Source organism: Stenotrophomonas sp. P5_B8 (assembly GCF_054049855.1).
The window spans coordinates 1-1,638 of record NZ_JBFULO010000629.1 but is presented as its reverse complement, the minus strand read 5'-3'; the positions used below and the strand labels follow the sequence as shown (position 1 = coordinate 1,638).

Here is a 1,638-nt window from a genome sequence, read left to right as displayed (position 1 = left end):
GCACGAGAGGTCGGGCGCGACATGCCACCGCACCGGTTTCCGGTCATCGCCACGCGAAGGCGTCGCTGGGGCTTGCGCGCCAACTGCTGAAGCGTCGGTCCTTGGCTGTACCGCCTCGGCAAAGCGGCGCCGGACGCACCGCTATAGAATAAGCCGCTAGACCGTCGCCCTGCCGCTTTCACGGCGCGGCGACCACCGCATTTCGACCTCTGGAGCCGCTTCATGACCACTGCGCATTTCTACCCGATCGGCACCCCCGGCCAGCCCTGGGGCGACGCCGAGCGCGCGCAGTGGCGGGCCGCCCAGCAGCGCCAGCGCAGCTATCACGATGACGTGGTGGCCGCGCTTGAACGCCTGGGCGAACGCTTCGAGGTGGTCCAGTACGGCCAGCTCGACTACGCGCCGGATCATTACCCGCTGTTTGCCGTGGTCAACCAGGATTGGGATGCCGGGCTGCCGACCGCGCTGATCACCGGCGGCGTGCACGGCTATGAAACCAGCGGCGTGCATGGCGCGCTGCAGTTTCTCGACGAAAACGCTGAAGCCTACGCGGGCCGCATCAACCTGATCGTGGCGCCGTGCGTGAGCCCGTGGGGCTATGAGCGCATCCAGCGCTGGAATCCCGATGCGATCGATCCCAATCGAAGCTTCCGCGACGGTGGTCAGATCGAAGAGGCGCGCGCGCTGATGCAGTGGGTGGCCGCGCGCGGCGACACCCTGCTGGTGCACCTGGACCTGCATGAAACCACCGACAGTGACCTGCAGGAGTTCGACCCGGCACGCTGCGCGCGCGACGGCAAGGCCCTGGTGCCGGACATCATCCCCGATGGCTTCTACGTGATCGGCAACAGCGAAGATCCGCAGCCAGCGTTCCAGCAAGCGCTGATCGCAGCGGTGGAGAAGGTCACCCATATCGCCCCGGCCGATGCCAAGGGCGAACTGATCGGCATGCCGCTGCAATCCAATGGCGTGGTCTGGGGCGAGTCGCGTTCGATTGGCGCCTGCGCCGGCTTCACCGACGCGCGCTTTGCCACCACCACCGAGGTCTACCCGGACAGCCCGCGTACCAGCCCGCAGGAATGCAACGACGCGCAGGTGGCGGCGGTGCGTGCGGGGCTGGATTTCGCACTGGCCCAGCGTTGAGCGGTATCTGACGCGTTAGCCATTCGGGCCGGGCCGCCGCGGTGACACGCGGCGCTTCCGCCGGTCCGATGCGATCTCGATGCATCGGAACCTGTGGCCAGGTGCGGCGTTTACGCGTTGGCTGTGGCGGATTTCGGTGGATTCCTAGTGCATTTCCGGTCGCAGATCGCATCGGCGGTGGCGCCGGCATGGGTAACCTGCCCGGGCAGCAATGTCGCTGCCAGAGGAGCCACCGCATGCGCACCTGCATCGCAACGTTGTTGCTGGCATTGGGTCTGGCATCGCCAGCATCGGCTGACGACGCCACCATCGTGCTTCGCGATTTCATGCCGCTGGAGTTGGCGGCGGGGCGACTGGATCGAAACACAGCGGGTGCCCTGGTGGCCCAGGCGCTGACCGCGCCGCGCGCGCCGGCACCCCCGATCAGCCAGGTCGCAGTCCTCGCCGTGGGCTCTACGCAGGCGGGAGGCTGGGAATACATGACATCACCCGGGC

Annotated in this window: 2 protein-coding genes; both read left to right on the top strand. The window is 67.4% G+C overall.

The window, feature by feature from the left end; genetic code table 11:
• Nucleotides 1-222: 222 nt before the first annotated feature.
• The gene (locus ACXJKH_RS20160; protein ID WP_457322025.1) at nucleotides 223-1,143 is read left to right on the top strand and encodes a M14 family metallopeptidase; all 921 of its coding nucleotides are present in this window, start codon (nucleotides 223-225) and stop codon (nucleotides 1,141-1,143) included.
• Between the two features lie 236 nt (nucleotides 1,144-1,379).
• Nucleotides 1,380-1,638, top strand: a 259-nt coding sequence (locus tag ACXJKH_RS20155; RefSeq protein ID WP_457322023.1) for a DUF4879 domain-containing protein, incomplete at its 3' end; no start/stop codon positions are given.

Bases quoted from the DNA above. Each gene is read 5' to 3' on its own strand.
- ACXJKH_RS20160 (WP_457322025.1), top strand. From the start codon at position 223: ATGACCACTGCGCATTTCTACCCGATCGGCACCCCCGGCCAGCCCTGG.